General features: G+C 71.7%; 16 protein-coding genes. 11 read left to right on the top strand and 5 right to left on the bottom strand.

Translation table 11 applies throughout. The features are described from left to right. The first annotated feature begins 83 nt into the window (after positions 1-83). From def to AVHM3334_RS16665, 6 genes are all read left to right on the top strand, one after another. The gene (def, locus tag AVHM3334_RS16690) at positions 84-593 is read left to right on the top strand and encodes a peptide deformylase (RefSeq protein ID WP_284414112.1); all 510 of its coding nucleotides are present in this window, start codon (positions 84-86) and stop codon (positions 591-593) included. Further along, a complete protein-coding gene (locus AVHM3334_RS16685) occupies positions 590-1,117 on the top strand; it encodes a hypothetical protein (RefSeq protein WP_284414110.1) in 528 nt (175 codons plus the stop codon). Before def ends, AVHM3334_RS16685 begins: the two co-directional genes overlap by 4 nt. A 16-nt stretch (positions 1,118-1,133) precedes the next feature. Further along, positions 1,134-2,120 carry a methionyl-tRNA formyltransferase gene (gene fmt / locus AVHM3334_RS16680; protein WP_284414108.1) on the top strand — a complete coding sequence of 329 codons (987 nt, stop codon included), beginning with the start codon at positions 1,134-1,136 and terminating at the stop codon, positions 2,118-2,120. Next, positions 2,117-2,938 (top strand): AzlC family ABC transporter permease, encoded by an 822-nt coding sequence (locus tag AVHM3334_RS16675; protein WP_284414106.1) that lies wholly within the window; start codon positions 2,117-2,119, stop codon positions 2,936-2,938. Before fmt ends, AVHM3334_RS16675 begins: the two co-directional genes overlap by 4 nt. Next, positions 2,935-3,270 (top strand): AzlD domain-containing protein, encoded by a 336-nt coding sequence (locus tag AVHM3334_RS16670; RefSeq protein ID WP_284414104.1) that lies wholly within the window; start codon positions 2,935-2,937, stop codon positions 3,268-3,270. The genes AVHM3334_RS16675 and AVHM3334_RS16670 overlap by 4 nt, the downstream gene beginning before the upstream one ends. A 121-nt stretch (positions 3,271-3,391) precedes the next feature. After that, positions 3,392-4,654 carry a phosphoglycerate kinase gene (locus AVHM3334_RS16665; protein ID WP_284414101.1) on the top strand — a complete coding sequence of 421 codons (1,263 nt, stop codon included), beginning with the start codon at positions 3,392-3,394 and terminating at the stop codon, positions 4,652-4,654. Positions 4,655-4,739: 85 nt separating this feature from the next. Here AVHM3334_RS16665 and AVHM3334_RS16660 read toward each other — a convergent pair whose 3' ends face one another. After that, on the bottom strand, positions 4,740-5,639 hold the full coding sequence (locus tag AVHM3334_RS16660; protein ID WP_284414176.1) for a DMT family transporter: 900 nt from the start codon (positions 5,637-5,639) through the stop codon (positions 4,740-4,742). A gap of 61 nt (positions 5,640-5,700) precedes the next feature. On the opposite strand from AVHM3334_RS16660, the gene pyrF reads away from it, so the two are divergent. Both pyrF and AVHM3334_RS16650 read left to right on the top strand, forming a co-directional pair. Then, the gene (pyrF, locus tag AVHM3334_RS16655) at positions 5,701-6,528 is read left to right on the top strand and encodes an orotidine-5'-phosphate decarboxylase (protein WP_284414099.1); all 828 of its coding nucleotides are present in this window, start codon (positions 5,701-5,703) and stop codon (positions 6,526-6,528) included. Positions 6,529-6,569: 41 nt separating this feature from the next. Continuing rightward, positions 6,570-7,088, top strand: coding sequence for a hypothetical protein (locus AVHM3334_RS16650; protein WP_284414097.1), 519 nt, complete (start codon positions 6,570-6,572; stop codon positions 7,086-7,088). 20 nt (positions 7,089-7,108) lie between these two features. On the opposite strand, the gene AVHM3334_RS16645 is transcribed toward AVHM3334_RS16650, so the two are convergent. Next, positions 7,109-7,978: an EamA family transporter gene (locus AVHM3334_RS16645; RefSeq protein WP_284414095.1), complete on the bottom strand. Its 870-nt coding sequence runs from the start codon at positions 7,976-7,978 to the stop codon at positions 7,109-7,111. Positions 7,979-8,294: 316 nt separating this feature from the next. On the opposite strand from AVHM3334_RS16645, the gene AVHM3334_RS16640 reads away from it, so the two are divergent. Next, positions 8,295-10,265 (top strand): methyl-accepting chemotaxis protein, encoded by a 1,971-nt coding sequence (locus AVHM3334_RS16640; protein WP_284414093.1) that lies wholly within the window; start codon positions 8,295-8,297, stop codon positions 10,263-10,265. On the opposite strand, the gene AVHM3334_RS16635 is transcribed toward AVHM3334_RS16640, so the two are convergent. The 3 genes from AVHM3334_RS16635 to AVHM3334_RS16625 all read right to left on the bottom strand — a co-directional run bounded on the left by AVHM3334_RS16635 (position 10,254) and on the right by AVHM3334_RS16625 (position 13,105). After that, positions 10,254-10,760: a serine hydrolase domain-containing protein gene (locus tag AVHM3334_RS16635; RefSeq protein WP_284414091.1), complete on the bottom strand. Its 507-nt coding sequence runs from the start codon at positions 10,758-10,760 to the stop codon at positions 10,254-10,256. The two genes, AVHM3334_RS16640 and AVHM3334_RS16635, sit on opposite strands and share 12 nt — an antisense overlap. Positions 10,761-10,898: 138 nt before the next feature. Then, entirely contained in the window at positions 10,899-12,353 is a 1,455-nt protein-coding gene (locus tag AVHM3334_RS16630) for an ATP-binding protein (protein ID WP_284414090.1), read from the bottom strand. Continuing rightward, a complete protein-coding gene (locus tag AVHM3334_RS16625; RefSeq protein ID WP_284414089.1) occupies positions 12,350-13,105 on the bottom strand; it encodes a response regulator in 756 nt (251 codons plus the stop codon). Before AVHM3334_RS16625 ends, AVHM3334_RS16630 begins: the two co-directional genes overlap by 4 nt. A 233-nt stretch (positions 13,106-13,338) precedes the next feature. On the opposite strand from AVHM3334_RS16625, the gene AVHM3334_RS16620 reads away from it, so the two are divergent. Further along, on the top strand, positions 13,339-14,358 hold the full coding sequence (locus tag AVHM3334_RS16620) for an alpha/beta hydrolase (protein ID WP_284414088.1): 1,020 nt from the start codon (positions 13,339-13,341) through the stop codon (positions 14,356-14,358). Positions 14,359-14,602: 244 nt separating this feature from the next. Further along, positions 14,603-16,522, top strand: a complete 1,920-nt coding sequence (locus AVHM3334_RS16615; protein ID WP_284414087.1) for a DUF1800 domain-containing protein — start codon at positions 14,603-14,605, stop codon at positions 16,520-16,522. Positions 16,523-16,549 lie beyond the last annotated feature (27 nt).

The raw sequence follows: 16,549 nt of genomic DNA, 5'->3' as shown, positions 1-16,549 counted from the left end.
TTGATAGGGCAACGATTATTGCGGCGCAGGGCGGCCGCTCCCGCCAAAAGTGGCGAAAATAGCGACATCTTTCCGGGTTCGCCATGGCTATTCTTCCTATTCTCTGTTACCCCGATCCTCGCCTGCACACCGTCGCCAAGCCGGTACAAACCGTGGATGACCGCGTGCGCGCGCTGCTGGACGACATGATCGCCACCATGTATGACGCCAATGGCATCGGCCTGGCCGCCTCGCAGGTGAACGTGCACGAGCGCATCGTGGTGATCGACGTCTCCGAGGACCACGACCAGCCCCAGGTCTTCATCAATCCCGAGATTCTCTGGCGCAGCGACGAGAAGACCGTCGGCGAAGAAGGGTGCCTGTCGGTGCCCGGCATCTACGACGGGGTAGAGCGTTCCACCTCGGTCCATGTGCGGGCGCTCGATGCCCAGGGCCAATCCCGCGTGGTGGAGGCCGAGGGCCTGCTGGCCGTCTGCATCCAGCACGAGATGGACCATCTGCTGGGCAAGGTGTTCGTCGAATACCTGTCGCCCCTCAAACGCAACCGCATCAAGACCAAGATGCTCAAGCAGCAACGCGAGGCACGCCCATGACACCGACCGCTTGGCCCGCTTTCTCCCTTTCGATGGCTTCCCTGGCGCGCGGCGCGGCCGCCGTGGGGCTGGCGCTCGCGCTCACCGCCTGCGCGTCGCCCGACTTCGTGAAGCCCGGCGCTTCGCGCAACGAGGTGATGCAGAACCTGGGCCCGCCGGTGTCGGTCACGCAGCTGCCCGGCGGCGGCGAGCGGCTGCTGTACACCACGCAGCCTTCGGGCCGGCAGGTCTATCACATGGATTTCGATGCCAGCGGGCGCCTCGTGCGGACCGATCAGGTGCTCACCTTCAACAACCTCGCCGGCATTCCGGCCGGCTGGACGGTGGACGAGGTGCGCCGCACCTTCGGCCCGCCGATGCTGGTGGAGCGCGTGGCGCGCTTCGATGGCGACATCTGGACCTACCGCTTCCGGGACGACCTGGGCACGCGGCGCTTCGCCCATGTACACCTCGACCCGCGCGGCGTGGTGGTGAAGGTGATGTTCACCGACGAGCCCGATCCCCGCGACCGCTTCGGCTTCTGAGGCAGCGCCCGCCTCCATGAAGATCCTATTTGCCGGCACACCCGACTTCGCCCGCATCGCCCTGCAGCGCCTGCTGGATGCCGGCTTCACCATCCCCCTCGTCCTGACACAGCCCGACCGCCCTGCCGGCCGGGGCATGAAGCTGCAGGCCTCGCCCGTCAAGCAGTGCGCGCTGGAGCACGGCATCGCCGTGGCGCAGCCGCGCAGCCTGCGCCTGGACGGCAAATACCCCGAGGACGCCGCCGCGGCGCGCGATGCGTTGATCGCCGCCGGGGCCGACGCCATGGTGGTGGCGGCCTACGGACTGATCCTGCCGCAATGGGTGCTCGATCTGCCGGCCAAAGGCTGCCTCAACATCCACGCCAGCCTGCTGCCGCGCTGGCGCGGCGCCGCGCCGATCCACCGCGCCATCGAGGCGGGCGATGCCGAGACGGGCGTGACCATCATGCAGATGGACGCGGGCCTCGACACGGGCGACATGCTGCTGGTCGAGAAGACCGCCATCGCTGCGACCGACACCACCGCCGCCCTGCACGACCGGCTGGCCGATCTGGGCGGGCGCATGATCGTCCAGGCGCTGGAACTGGCGGCCTGCGGCGGCCTCACGGCCACGCCCCAGCCCGCCGAAGGCGTGACCTACGCGCACAAGATCGAAAAAGCCGAGAGCGCCATCGACTGGGCCCAGCCCGCCGAAGCCATTGGCCGGCGCATCCGGGCGTTCGACCCCTTTCCCGGCGCATCGACCACCCTGGCCGGCGAAGCGATCAAGGTGTGGAGCTATGAAATTGATAGCGCATTGCCGCCGGATTCATTGCGCCCAGGGCATATTTTGTCAGTATCCGACCAGGGCGTGACCGTGGCCTGCGGCGACGGCGGCCTGCGCCTGACCACGCTGCAGCGCGCGGGCGGCAAGCGGCTGCCCGTGGCCGACTTCCTGCGCGGCTTCGCGCTCACCCCCGGCATGGTGCTGGGCAGCACCGCGCCGGCCGGGGCGCGGGAATGAGCGCGCAGCCGCTGCGCGCCCTGGTCCGGCATCCCGCTTACCGCCAGGGCGTGCTGGACATGGTCGGCACCTGCGTGGGCGTGGGCGCCTGGGGGCTCGTGACCGGGGTGGCGATGGTCAAGAGCGGCATGTCGGTGCCGATGGCGATCTTCATGTCGCTCGCGGTGTATGCCGGCAGCGCGCAGCTCACGGTGATTCCGCTGATGGCCGTCGGCGCGCCGCTGTGGGTGGTGTGGCTCACGGCCTCGTGCGTGAACCTGCGCTTCGTGATTTTCAGCAGCCTATGGCGCAGCTATTTCGCGCACCTGCCGCTGCGCCAGCGGCTGGCCGTGGGGTACTTCAGCGGCGACGTGATCTTCGTCGCCTTCATGAAGCGTTTTCCCAAGCCCGCGCCGCAGCCCGATCAGGTGCCGTTCTTCTGGGGCGCGGCGTCGATCAACTGGCTGGCCTGGCAGGTGCCGTCGATCACGGGCATCTTGCTGGCCAACGTGGTGCCGCTGTCGTGGGGCCTGGGCTTTGCGGGCGTGCTGGCGCTGCTGGGCGTGCTGATGTCGATGCTGTTCGACCGCGCGACCTGGCTGGCGACGGGCGTGGCCATGACGGCGGCCATCGCGGCGTTCGCGCTGCCGCTCAAGCTGAACATCCTGGTGGCCATCGCGGCGGCCGTTGCCGTGGGCCTCATCATCGAGGCCGTGGACCGCCACCTGCGCAAGCCCGAAGTGCTGCTGGTGCCGGCCGACAGCGCGCTGCCGCCCGGGGAGAAAAAGCACGTGCAGGACGGCGACGTGGTGCCGCTGCGCGAGGAGCGCCATCCATGAACGGGTTCTGGGTGGAGCCCACCATCGCCATCCTGGGCCTGGCCGCCATCACGCTGGTGTCCCGCGCGTTCTTCATGATTCCCGAGCGCGAGCTGCCCATGCCGGGATGGCTCAAGCGGGGCCTCAAATACGCACCGCTGGCCGCGCTGGCCTCGGTGATCGCGCCCGAAATCTTCATGGCGCAGGGCGAGCTGATCGGCACGCTGCAGGACGCGCGCCTGCCCTCGGTGCTGTGCGCCGCCGGCTACTACTTCTGGCGCCGCGGCATCCTGGGCACCATCGTGGTGGGCATGGTGGTGTATCTGCCGCTGCACATCGGCCTGGGCTGGTAACCGGGCTGCGCGGCGGATGCCGCGACGTCGGCCCTGGCCGACAGGGCTCGCGCAGGGGCCGCACCTACAATGCGGCGCAGTTTTCCACCCTCCCCGCGCCGCTAGCCGGCCTCATCGATCCATGCACATCCTTCGCTTTTCCGACCTCTGCGCCCAAGGCCAGGCCCGCGGCCAGCGCGTGTTCATCCGCGCCGACCTGAACGTGCCCATGTCGCCCCCCACGCTGCGCTGCCCCCCCGAGGGGGACGCCACCGCCTTGGGGCGGCCCGGCGGCGGTGAAGACAACGCCGGCCACATCACCGAAGACACCCGTATCCGCGCCTCGGTGCCCTGCATCCAGATGGCGCTGGATGCCGGCGCCGCCGTCATGGTGACCAGCCACCTGGGCCGCCCGACCGAAGGCACGCTGCAGCCCGCCGATTCGCTCGCCCCCATCGCGAAGCGCCTGTCCGAACTGCTGGGCCGCGAAGTTCCTCTGGTGGCCGACTGGGTGGAAGGCGTCGCAGTGCAGCCCGGCCAGGTCGTGCTGCTGGAGAACTGCCGCGTGAACCCCGGCGAGAAGAAGAACGACCCCGCGCTGGCGAAGAAGATGGCCGCGCTCTGCGACATCTACGTGAACGATGCGTTCGGCACCGCGCACCGCGCCGAGGGCACGACCTACGGCATCGCCGAATACGCCAGGACGGCCTGCGCCGGCCCGCTGCTGTCGGCCGAGATCGACGCCATCACCAAGGCGCTGGCCCAGCCCGCCCGGCCGCTGGCGGCCATCGTGGCGGGCAGCAAGGTGTCCACCAAGCTCACCATTTTGAAGAGCCTGGCCGACAAGGTGGACCAGCTCATCGTGGGCGGCGGCATCGCCAACACCTTCATGCTGGCGGCGGGCCTGAACATCGGCAAGAGCCTGGCCGAGCCCGATCTGCTGGCCGAAGCCCGTGCCGTGATCGACGCCATGAAGGCGCGCGGCGCCGAGGTGCCGATCCCCACCGACGTGGTGGTGGCCAAGACCTTCTCGGCCGATGCGCCCGCCACGGTGAAGGCCGCCGCCGACGTGGCCGATGACGACCTGATCCTGGACATCGGCCCCGAGACCGCGAAGAAACTGGCCGCGCAGCTCAAGCAGGCCGGCACCATCGTCTGGAACGGCCCGGTGGGCGTGTTCGAGTTCGCCGCGTTCGAAAACGGCACCAAGGCCATCGCCCAGGCGATCGCCGAATCCAGCGCGTTCAGCATCGCGGGCGGCGGCGACACGCTGGCGGCCATCGCCAAGTACGGCATCGAAAAGGACGTGGGCTACATCTCCACCGGCGGCGGTGCGTTCCTGGAAGTGCTGGAGGGCAAGACGCTGCCGGCCTTCGAGATCCTGCAAAAGCGCGCCCAGGGCTGAGCCGGCTGCGGGCCGGTGCCCACAATCCTTATGCTATTAAATCAATAGCAATATGCCCTAGTGCTTATTGCACTGGGGCCGTTTTTCATGCTGCATCGACTGCGGGCGTCCGGCGCTGCGGCCACAGCACCGAGGCGATCGCCAGCACCATCAGCGCCACCGCCGCCCAGTCCTGCCAGTGCAGGCGCTCGCCCAGCCAGACGGCGCCGCTGAACACGCCCAGCACCGGGATCATCATCACGCTCAAGGTGGACGCCACGGGCGGCAGGCCGCGCACCAGGAAGAACCAGGCCGGCTGCGCGAAACCGAGCACCAGCACCGCGTTGAAGACGATCGCGCCCCAGCCTGCGGGGGTCGGCGCGTGCCACTGGTCGCGCTCCAGCACCAGCGACAACAGGCTGAGCACCACGGCGCTTTGCACCGTCATCCAGAACGACAGGGTGAGCGCCGGCAGCGGCAGGGTGCTGCGCCGCAGCAGCTGCGTGCCCAGCGCCCAGCTGGCCGCGGCGGTGAGCATCAGCCCCACGCCCACGGGCCGGCCGCCGAGCTGGCTCAGTTCGTGCCACAGCAGCAGCAACACGCCCCCGGCGGCGGCGGCCACGCCGGCCCAGGCGCGCGGCGCGAGGCGGTGGCCGAAGCACAGCGCGCCCAGCACGGCCGAGAAGATCGGCATGGTGTAGCCCAGGATGGCCGCGCGCCCGCTGGAGAGCGACGGAATCGCCAGGATGCTGAAGGCATGCCACAGCACCATGTTGACGAGCCCCAGGCCCGCCAGCGGCAGCCAGCAGGCGCGCGGCACGGCGAACGGGGCCTTGTGCAGGACCAGCGCCATGGCCAGCACGGGCAGCCAGAACCACAGCGAGAGGGTGCGGAACGACAGCGGCGGAAAGCCCGCCACGCCGAGCTTCATGACCGGCCAGTCGAAGCCCCGGATGAGGGTGACGAGGACGAGGGCGACGAGCTGGCGGCGGGACAGGGCAGGCATGCGCGGCATGGTGCCGGCCCGGGCGCGGGGGCGTGGCCGCCTCGGCCTAAAATCGCGCCCCATGACCTTCATCGACATGCTGCAGGGCGCGGCCGCGCAGAACGACTCCATGCTGTGCGTGGGCCTGGACCCCGAACCCGACCGGTTTCCCGCAGCGATGCGCGGCGACGCCCGCAAGATCTACGACTTCTGCGCCGCCATCGTCGATGCCACCGCCGACCTGGCCTGCGCCTTCAAGCCGCAGATCGCCTACTTCGCCGCGCACCGCGCCGAAGACCAGCTCGAACGCCTCGTGGCCCACATGCGCGCGACCGCGCCGCATGTGCCGGTGGTGCTGGACGCCAAGCGCGGCGACATCGGCTCCACCGCCGGGCAGTACGCCCGCGAGGCCTTCGAGCGCTACGGCGCCGATGCGGTGACGCTCTCGCCCTTCATGGGGTTCGACTCCATCGAGCCGTACCTGGCCTACCACGGCAAGGGCGCGTTCCTGCTGTGCCGCACGTCCAACCCGGGCGGCGACGACCTGCAGAACCAGCGGCTGGCCGGCGTGGACGGGCAGCCGCTGCTGTACGAACACATCGCCCGCCTGGCGCAGGGCCCGTGGAACACCAACGGCCAGCTGGGCCTGGTGGTGGGCGCCACCTACCCGGCCGAGATCGAGCGCGTGCGCGCCATCGCGCCGACGCTGCCGCTGCTGATTCCCGGCGTGGGCGCGCAAGGCGGCGATGCCGCCGCCACGGTGCGGGCCGGCCGTCGCGAGGGCGGCCCGATCCTCGTCAATTCGTCCCGCGCGATCCTGTACGCCGCCGATGGCGATGTCTTCGCCGCGGCCGCGCGTGCTGCGGCCCTGGCCACGCGCGACACGCTGAACGCCGCCGCGCGGCCCTGACAGCGCCCCGCCACCCACTGCCTGCGACCAGAATGCCTTCCATGATCCTTGACGCGCCCACCGCCCACCGCTTCATCGATGCCTACACCGACTATCTCCTCACGCTGCTGAAGCCGAAGGAAAAGCGGGGGGCTCACATCATCGAGCAGCTCGTGCTGGGCCGCCAGCGCCATGCGGACGATCCCGGCCTGCTGGATGGCTATCGCGCCGCGCACCCCCAGGCCGACGCCGAGATGCTGGACGCGATTGCCGGGATGCAGGTGGGCCAATGGCTGCACCTGAAGGACACGCGCACCTATTCCGTGGTGATGGACGTGAACGCCACCAGCGCCTATGCCGTGCTGGGCCTCACGCAACGGCTGCGGGACATCAATGCCAACGATGGCGAAGCCCTGGGCAGCGGGCGGGTGATGACTGCGGCGCTGGTGCCGATCCAGGGCCGATGGGTGTGCGACGGCCTCATCACGAACCCCGTCTGGATCGGCCCCAACTACCGCCGCGATTACACGGCCCGCTACCAGAAGTTGCGCCAGGACGGGCATTTCAGAGCGCACCCGTAAGGGGAAATCTCAGAGGTCCGTCAGGGACCGGATGGGGTGCGCGGGGGCGATCGGCGCCGGGACCAGCGCGGCCCGGGCACCACGCACACGAGCGCCATCACCACGCAGGCAGCGCCGGCCCACTGCCACGCGGTGACCACCTCGCCCAGTGCCAGCAGGCCCGCGGCGAGCCCCACCACCGGCACGCCCAGGCTGAACGGCGCCACGCGATTGGCCGGGTAGCGGGTGAGCAGGCTGGTCCACAGCCCGTAGCCGACGATGGTGGCCACCCACCCCAGGTAGGCCGCTGCGGCCCAGGCGATGGGCGGCAGTGCGGCCCATGCATCGGCGTGCAGCCAGCGGCCCGCGTCGGCATCGGTCACCGCAGTCAGCGCCAGGAAGGGCAGCACCGGCACCAGGCTGCTCCAGGCCACGAACGACAGCGGGTTGTAGCCCGGCGATTCCTGCTGCGCCAGGCGCGAGACGATGTTGGACACCGCCCAGCACGACGCCGCGCACAGCGTGAGGCAGATGCCCACCAGCGTGGCCCCACCCACCCCCGTGCCCTTGGCGCCGGGGCCGATGAAGTTCATGGCGAAGCACACCAGCCCCGCCGCCGCGATCGCCATGCCCAGCTTGAGCGCGAAGAAGCCGAAACCGAACTGCCCCACGCCCTGAAACAGCCCGAACCGCAGCACCCAGCGCCAGTGCATCCGTGGCGGCTTCAGAAAAAACACCAGCGGCAGCGCCGCGAAGACATACCGCACGGCGCCGAGCTGAAATGGCGTGAAGTAGCGCAGGCCCCACTTCATCACCACGAAATTGAGCCCCCAGATCACGACGACCGCCAGCGCGGCCAGAAGATCCCGCGAGGCCATCGCCTCGCCGGCGGGCGCCCGTGCGGCGCTCATGCGGCGCCACCCTGCGCGCGCACGCGCTGGAGGAGGCGGCCACGCGCCGGCCCCGGCAGAGGCGCGGCAGGACGATCGGGCACAAAACAAGGCATGCGGCATTCGCCGGCAGGCTGGCGCCCTCGGGGAACAACGATAGGAAAAAAGCGGGAAAAGGCCGATTATCGGCAGGGGCCTGCCCACGGGCCCGTCTCGCACGGGCCGCCAAAGCGACGATCACGACGCTGCGCACCAGATTGGGGCATGGGCCGGGGGGCGAAGACGCCAGGCGAGGCACATGTCTTGCTAAGTTCGAAAAACGAACATTTATTTACATATGACCCTCCTACACCGCCTCAGCCTGCTTCAGAAATTCCTGATCCTCGGCGTGATCGCCGTGGTGATGTCCGCACTGCCCACCGGGCTGTACGTGCGGGGCGCCTTGCAGGAGATCGCCGATGCCAAGCACGAAAGCGCCGGCGCGCCCGCCATCATCGCGGTCAACCAGACCGCGCAGTGGCTGCAGGTGCACCGGGGCCTGTCGGCCGCCATGCTCAACGGGGACGAGGTGCTGGGCGCCCGCCGGCCTGCGGTGCGCGACGCGGTGAACAAGGCGCTGGCCGAGGCCGACCGGCAGCTGGCCGCCGCCTCGGCCCCTGCGGCGCAGGTGCGGGCCTGGGCCGATGCGGGCCAGGCCTGGCGCACGCTGGAGCAGGCGGTGGCCGCGCGCACGCTGACGGCGGCGCAGGCGCTGGCCCAGCACACCCAGCTCGTGGCCGATCTGCTGCGGGTGAGCGAAGAGCTGCTGCACGCCTACGGCTTCCAGACCGATCCCGATGGCGCCACCCAGGACCTGATCCAGGCCACGCTGGTGCATGCACCGCTGCTCGGCGAGAAGCTCGGCCTGCTGCGCGGCCAGGGGGCTGGATACCTGGCGCGCGCCAGCCTTCCGCCCGAAGGCAAGGGCTCGCTGCAGGCGCTGCAGCAGCGGGTGGGCGAGCTGGACGAAAGCACCTTCCGCAATTTCGACCGCGCCATGGCCGGGGATGCGGGCCTGCAGCGCGCGCTGGCCACCCAGGTATCGGCCGTGCGCCAGCGCGTGGCGGCCTCGCGCGGCCTGGCGGACCGGGGGCTGCTCCAGGCCACCGGGATCACGCTGCCCGCCAAGGAATATTTCGACGACCTCTCGGCCACCATCGAAGCCCTGAGCGCGCTGAACGCCACCGCCATGTCCAGCCTGGATGCCGCGCTGCAGCAGCGCGTGGCCCGCCACCAGCGCGCCCTGGGCATCGCCGCGCTGGCCATGGCGCTGGCGCTGGCCCTGGCGGGCGGGCTGGCGGCGGTCTTCGTGCGATCGATCACGCGGCCGCTGGCGCAGGCCGTGGATCTGGCCAGCGCCGTCGCGGCTGGCGACCTGAGCGGCGATGACACCGCCCACGGCAGCAACGAGGTGGGCCGGCTCATCGCCGCGCAGCAGCAGATGCGCGCGCGCCTGAGGCCCATGGTGGCGCAGGTGCGGGGCGGCTCCGAAGGTGTGGCCACCGCCAGCGCGCAGATCGCCCAGGGCAACATGGACCTGTCGGCCCGCACCGAAGCGCAGGCCAGCGCCCTGGAGGAAACCGCCGCCTCCATGGAGCAGATGACCGCCACCGTGCGCCAGAACGCCGACAGCGCCCGCCAGGCCAACCAGCTCGCAGAGCACGCCAGCACCGTGGCCGTGCAGGGCGGCGAGGTGGTCGCGCGCGTGGTGGAGACCATGCAGGGCATCCACGCGGCCTCGCGAAAGATCGGCGACATCATCGGGGTGATCGACGGCATCGCCTTCCAGACCAACATCCTCGCCCTCAATGCCGCCGTGGAGGCCGCCCGGGCCGGCGAGCAGGGCCGGGGCTTCGCCGTGGTGGCTGGCGAGGTGCGCAGCCTGGCCGGCCGCAGCGCCGAGGCGGCCAAGGAGATCAAGGCCCTCATCGGCGCCAGCGTGGAGCGGGTGTCGCAGGGCAGCGCGCTGGCCGATCAGGCCGGCAGCACCATGACCGACGTGGTCACCGCCATCCGCCGCGTGACGGACATCATGGGCGAGATCAGCGCGGCCAGCCACGAGCAGTCGCTGGGCGTGTCCCAGGTGGGCGAGGCCGTCACCCAGATGGACCAGGCCACGCAGCAGAACGCCGCACTGGTCGAGGAAATGGCCGCAGCGGCGAACAGCCTGCGCGCGCAGGCGCAAGAGCTGGTGCAGGCGGCGGCGGCCTTCAGGCTCGGCGCGGACGATGGCGCCTTGCAGTCCGCAGGGATGCTATCAATTAAATAGCAATATCCCGGCGCATTGATTGCGCTGGAGGCCTTTTTCATTCAAATGCCGCGCGGTGAGCAGATCGCGCACGGTCGCCTGCCGTTCGATGGGCAGCAGGCCGCCCGTGTCGTCGATGCCCAGGTCGGCCAATGTGCGGTCCAGGCCGATGGTGCCGTTGGTGCCGTTGGCCACGTACTTTCCGTACAGCATCGCCAGCACGCTCTTGCGCACCGAAAACACGATGCTCACCGCCTCCACCGGGCCGTGCGCCAGCAGCACCCGGCCGTCCTGCACGGCCATCAGCGCGGTGGTGTCCAGGGTGCGAAGGTCGTCGTGGGTGGCGTCGAGGTCGCGTCGGCAGGCAGTCCCGCGTCCTGCGGGCGGCAAGGTTTCCCACGATGCGCCGGGGAAGGCGGCGGGCGCAGGCGCCGTGGAAGCCGGTTGGACGGACATGCACGCGCTGGCGAGCAGCAGCAGGGCCACGACGCACAGGGTTCGCAAAGGCATCGGCATGGAGGGGGCAGCATGGCGTGGTGTGGCGTGGATCGGGTTCAGCGGCTTGGGGCCCCTCGCTGCCGGAGCCAGCCACCGGGACCGCCGAGACGGTGCAAACCGGCCTGGGTAATGCTATTGATTCAATAGCAATATGCCTTAGTACTTATTGCGCTGGGGCCTCATTTTGCGCCAAACCTTTTCCGGGCCGCCGGCGCCATTCTCCCGCGGCAGCACGATGCGCGCCCGCAGCCCCTGCCCGGGCGCGCCATGCAGTTCCAGCGTGCCACCGTGCGCCCGCGCCACGCGCGCCACGCGCTCCACGATCGCCAGGCCCAGCCCCGCCCCCGGCGACCCCGAGCGCGCCGCGCCGCCGCGCGCGAACGGCTCGCGCACGCGGGCGAGGTCCTGCGGCGCGATGCCCGGGCCGCCGTCCTGCACCTCGATCCACGCGGCAGCCCCCTGCGCGGCCCCGCCCGTGCGCAGCACCACGGGGGCGGCGCCGTGGCGCCAGGCGTTCTCCACCAGGTTGTCCACGGCGCGGCGCAGGGCCTGGGGACGCAGGGGCAGCGGCGGGGCGCCACCCGGCTCCACGCGCACGGTGCGGCCGTGGTCCGCCTGGGCCTGTGCGACGGCGTCGGCCAGGGCGTCGAGCGATTCGCGCACCGGGGCCTCGGCTTCGCCCACGCGGGCGAAGTCGAGGAACTGGCCGACGATGGCATCCATCTCGTCGATGCTGCGCGCCATGCTGGCGGCCAGGTCGCCGTCCAGCCGGGGCTGCGCGATCTCCACGCCCAGGCGCAGCTTGGTGAGCGGCGTGCGCAGGTCGTGCGACACGCCCGCCAGCATCAGCGCGCGGTCGTGGTCGGCGCGGGCCAGGGCGAGCGCCATGGCGTTGATGCTGCGGCTGACGGTGGCGAGTTCCTCGGGGCCCTCCTCGGGCAGGGGCGGCGGCGGCTGGCCGCGAGCGATGCGCTGGGCAGCCGCCACGACGCGCGCCAGCGGCCGGTGCAGATGCCGCTGCAGCCACCAGGCCGCAGCCAGCGCGAGCAGCATGCCAGCCACCGTGGCCATCAGCCAGGCGCCCGTGGCCTCCCGCGTGGGGAACAGGCCGGGCAGGCCGAGCCAGTGGTCCGCGCCGTCGAAGGACACGCGCAGCACGGGCCCGCCGGCCTCGTCGCGCCGCCAGCGGGGGCTGGCGTCGCCTGCGCCGTCGGGATCGGCCGCCAGGCGGCGCTCCACGGCCTGCATGAAGGCCCGCTCCACGGGCGAAGGCCGTGCGCCGGGCGCGGCGCCAGCGGCCGTGCCGGCCAGTTGCCGGGCGCGGCGGTTGAAGGCGTCGGCGAACGCCGCGCGCTGCGCGGGCGGCAGCGCGGCCAGCCCGGCGCGCAGCGCATCGACATGGCGGGCCACGCCCTCGGCCACCTGGTCGGCGCGGGGGCGCAGGACCATCTGCCGCGCCAGCCAGGCCGCGCACAGCTGGCCCAGCACCACCAGGGCCGCCACCAGCAGCCACTGCCGTCCGAGCAGGCTGCGCGGCCAGCGCGTGCGAGGCGTGCTGCACGTGCTGCACGTGCTGCGCGCACCGGGCGCGGGGCCGGCCGGCGCGCTCATGGGGCGGCCTCCGCGCCATCGGCCGGCGGTGGGGCCGCGGCATCCGGCACGAACACATAGCCCACGCCCCACACGGTGCGGATGTGGCGCGGCCGGGCCGGGTCCGCCTCGATCAGCTTGCGCAGGCGCATGACCTGCACGTCGATGCTGCGGTCGGTGGCGGCATGCGCCGGCCCGTGGGCGAGCGCGATGAGCCGGTCCCGCCCCAGCGGGCGGTGCGGGTGGCCGGCCAGCACGCGCAGCAGCGCGAATTCGGCGGTGGTGATGGGCAGGTCCTGCCCCGCGCGCTCCAGCCGGCGCTCGTCCAGCCACAGCGTGAAATCGCCGAACGCCACGCGCCCGGCCGAGGGCGCGGGGCCGGCGTGCGCGCCCAGCATGCGCTGGCGCCGCACCATGGCCTGGATGCGCGCGAGCAGTTCGCGCGGCTGAAAGGGCTTGGGCAGGTAGTCGTCGGCGCCCATCTCCAGGCCGACGATGCGGTCCACCGGGTCGCCGCGCGCGGTCAGCATGAGGATGGGAATGGTCTCGCCCTGGGCGCGCAGGCGGCGGCAGAGGGCCAGGCCGTCCTCGCCCGGCATCATCACGTCCAGCACCAGCACGTCGAAGCGCTCGCGCGCCAGCAGCCGGTCGAGCGGGCCGGCGCCGTCCACCGTGCGCACGGCATAGCCGTGGTCGCCCAGGTAGCGCTCCAGCAGCGCCCGCAGGTCGGGTTCGTCATCGGCCACCAGAATCCGGGCCCGCGCATCGGTCATGGAAAAACCCCTGTGATTGGCCACGATGGTAGGGCCGGCCCGCAGCGCCGGGGCAGTGCGGGAACCGCGCCGGTGTCAGGCCATGACACGCCCGGGCGCGGCTGTCATGGTTTGTCATACCTTGGCATGGGCGGGCCATCGTTTTGGAACGGTGGCGCGGCACAGTGGCGAGCAGGGCACAGCGCCCTGCCCCCTTCGCAATGCCGCCACTGAAACCCACGGAGCCCGATGCCATGACCGCCCACGCCACTGCCCACCCCCGACCCAGCCGCATTTCAGCCCCTTTGTGCCGCCCGGTCGGGGCCGCGCTGCTGCTGGCCTTTGCCGCCGCGATGGCCCCGCCGGCACAGGCCCAAAGCCCGTGGCAGGAGCGCTTCGCCGGGGCCGGTGGCCCGAAGGCCGCGGGATTCCTGCATGACGGCACCGGCAGCATTTCGCGGCTGCCCGACGGTGTGCAGCGCCTCTTCGACGTGCCCTACGGCAACGACCCGCTGCAGCGCATGGACGTGTACCTGCCGCCCGCCTCCGCGCGGCCGGCCGCCGGACCACGGGCGCCGATCCTCTTCATGGTCCATGGCGGCGCGTGGCGCACGGGCGACAAGGCCATGGAGCGCGTGGTGCAGGAGAAGGTGGCGCGCTGGGTGCCGCTCGGCTTCGTGCTGGTGTCGGTCAACTACCGGCTGCTGCCGGACACGGGCGTGGCGCTGCAGGCGCACGACGTGGCCACGGCCCTCGCCACGGTCCAGCAGCGGGCGGCGCAGTGGGGCGCCGACGGCACCCGGACCGTGCTCATGGGCCATTCGGCGGGCGCGCATCTGGTGGCGCTGCTGAACGCCCAGCCGGCGCTGGCGCAGCGCGCGGGCGCGGCGCCCTGGCTGGGCGCGGTGTCGCTGGACAGCGCGGTGCTGGACCTGCCCGCCCTCATGGGGGCGCCCCACGCCGCGCTCTACGACGAGGCCTTCGGCGACGATCCGGCCTACTGGGCGGCGCTGTCGCCCTACGACCAGCTCGTGCCGGGCGCGGCGCCGTTCCAGTTCGTGTGCTCGACCGTGCGCCCGGACCACCCGTGCCAGCAGGCCGTGCACATGGCCCGCCGCGTGCGCGAGGCCGGCAGCCGTGCCGAAGTGCTGCCGCAGGCGCTGTCGCATGGCGACATCAACGGCACCCTGGGCCTGGACAGCGACTACACGCGGGCCGTGGAAACGTTCATGGCATCGCTGGACGGCGAAGTGGCGCGGCGGCTGGGGCGCTGACGGCGCGGCCGGCCATGGCGGTCATGGCGGCAGGGGGCGAAAGGGCGGACGGGAGAGCCTTCGTTGCAGCAGTAGCAACCAGACACAGACCGGATGTAACAGCTGCATCGGCCTGTCATCGGAATGGGCGGGCGTGCCGTTCCCAAAAATTCCCGCCCCTCCTCGCGCGCCGCCGTCGCCTCGACGCCCCGGCGATGCCCATGTCCCCATCCGCCACGCTCCCGTTCGCCCGGGACAGACGCCCATGATGCTGACCCCCGCGGCACCCGCCCTCGGCGCCGACCGCCCTGCGGCCTCCCCGCCAGGCCCCTCGCCGGCCCTGCAGCCCATCCCTGATTCCTCTCCCTCGGCCACCCCGACCCCTGGCGCACAGGCGCCGGCCGCCAGCGCCGCCGCGCTGGCGGCCGCCCTGCTGTCGGCCTGCGGCGGCGGCGGCGGGGGTGGCAGCGAAGACAGCAGCACCAGCCCGCCGCCTGCCACAGGCACCCCCGCCCCCAGTCCGGCGCCCTCGGGCGGCGGCACGGGGGCCGTGAACGCCCCGGCCACCGACGAGGAGGCCGCGCGGTTTCTGCTGCAGGCGCAGTTCTCGGCCACCGACGAATCCATCGCCGAGGTGCGCGCCCGGGGCTACGCCGCCTGGCTGGCCGACCAGTTCGCCCAGCCCATCGGCACGACGGGCACCGACTGGCTCACCCAGCGCGGCTATGGCGTCGCCAATGCCGACACGCGCTTCTACAACGCCGCCTACCCGGCCGACTTCATGCTGTGGAGCCAGCTGTTCACCGCAGGCGATGCGGTGCGCAAGCGCGTGGCGCTGGCCCTGTCGGAAATCATGGTGGTCTCGGTCAATGGCCTGGACCAGACCTGGAACGCCTTCCTGGCCGCCGGCTACTGGGACGTGCTCAACACGCACGCCTTCGGCAACTTTCGCGCGCTGCTGGAGGCCGTGACGCTGAACCCGGCCATGGGCGTGTACCTCAACACGCGCGGCAACCAGAAGGAAGACGCCCGCACCGGCCGCCAGCCCGACGAGAACTACGCCCGCGAGGTGATGCAGCTGTTCACGCTGGGCCTGTACCAGCTCAACGCCGACGGCACCGAGCAGCGCGACGGCAGCGGCAACCGGCTGGAGAGCTACACCGCCGCCGACGTGAGCAACCTGGCGCGCGTGTTCACCGGCTACGACTACGACCGCAGCCAGAGCCAGCCCACCACCGTGGGCGCCAGCACCGTGCCCAGCCCGCAGCAGGCCCGGCTGCCGATGGTGCTGACCGCCAGCCGGCACTCCGCGCTGGCCGCCACCTTCCTGGGGACCACCATCGGCGCAGGCACGCCCGGCGAGGCGGCGCTGAAGACCGCGCTGGACACGCTCTTCAACCACCCCAACGTGGGCCCCTTCATCGGCCGCCAGCTCATCCAGCGCCTGGTGACGAGCAACCCCAGCCCGGCCTACGTGGCGCGCGTGGCGGCGGCGTTCGCCAACAACGGCAGCGGCACCCGCGGCGACCTGCGCGCGGTGGTCGCCGCCGTGCTGCTCGATACCGAAGCGCGCAGCGCCACGGGGCTGACGAACCCGCAGTTCGGCCGCCTGCGCGAGCCCATGGTGCGCTTCGTGCAGTGGGGCCGCACGTTCGGGCTGCGGTCCGCGCAGGGCAGCTGGAAGATCGGCGACCTGAGCGACCCGGCCACGCGGCTGGGGCAAAGCCCGATGCGCGCGGGATCGGTGTTCAACTTCTTTCGCCCCGGCTACGTGCCGCCGGCCACCGCCATCGCCGCCAACGGCCAGGTCGCCCCGGAGTTCCAGATCGTCAACGAGACCAGCGTGAGCGGCTACCTGAACTTCATGCAGAACGCCATCCGCAACGGCATCTTCGTGAATGCGCCCGACCTGCCGCAGAACGCCAGCAACGCGAACAACGGCTTCGACATCGCCTGCACCTACGCCAACCTGCTGCCGCTGGTGGCCGACGCCACGGCCCTGGTGCGCAAGGCGGCGCTGCTGCTGTCGGCGGGGCAGGTCTCCGCGGCCACGCAGGGCCGCATCGCCGCTGCGCTGAACACCACGCCCGTCACCGCGAGCAGCACCGCCGCCGTGCAGCTCAACCGCGTGGCCGCGGCCGTGCTGCTGGTGATGGCCAGCCCCGAATACCTCGTGCAGAAGTGACCGCCGCACACCGCCCAGGGAACACGC

The sequence above is a fragment of the Acidovorax sp. SUPP3334 genome (assembly GCF_030159055.1).
GTDB lineage: Bacteria > Pseudomonadota > Gammaproteobacteria > Burkholderiales > Burkholderiaceae_C > Paracidovorax.
The sequence above is the reverse complement of the archived record's forward strand: the minus strand, read 5'-3'. Positions and strand labels throughout refer to the sequence as shown.